Origin of the sequence: Asaia sp. W19, assembly GCF_003994335.1 — a bacterium.
Classification (GTDB): Bacteria; Pseudomonadota; Alphaproteobacteria; order Acetobacterales; family Acetobacteraceae; genus Asaia.
In genome coordinates, this window is record NZ_PNQZ01000225.1 from 1 (window position 1) to 556 (window position 556).

Below are 556 nucleotides of genomic sequence, written 5' to 3' on the forward strand. Positions count from 1 at the left end.
GAMTATGGSGGTGGTCCGAACCTCGTTCTGTCCAACGGCGTCACGGCGCAATATCGTGATACGTTGACCCAGACGCGCATCCACACGCTTTTCATCGATGACTCCCTGTCCCTTCTGAACAACCGTTTGACGATTGAAGGGGGGCTCAAATATGCGATGATCACGCGCCAGGGGCAGAACTACCTGCCGAACACCTCTACCGGGCCCTATATCAACGGCAATTGGAATGAGCCGCTACCTGCCGCCTCGATCCGTTACAAGCTGAACAACCAGTTCCAGCTCTTTGCCTCAGGCACGACCAATTTCCGTATCCCGATGAACACGTCGCTTTATGATGCGGGCACGTACACGAAGGGTGCTGGTTACAGTACCAAGGCAAACCCGAATCAGAAGCCGGAAATCTCGATTTCCGAAGAGGCGGGCATTCGTTATCAGGGTTCGCTTTTCAACAGCACCCTGACCTACTTTCATTACAACTTCACGAACCGACTTTATACGCAGACGGTCGTTCTGCCGAACGGCTCCTATTATTCGCAGAGCATCAATGGCGGGGGGG

At 54.0% G+C, this 556-nt stretch carries 1 protein-coding gene; it reads left to right on the plus strand.

Annotated features, from left to right (window positions below; all coding sequences use genetic code 11):
• Positions 1-556, plus strand: a 556-nt coding sequence (locus tag C0V97_RS18200; RefSeq protein WP_127103767.1) for a TonB-dependent receptor domain-containing protein, incomplete at both ends; no start/stop codon positions are given.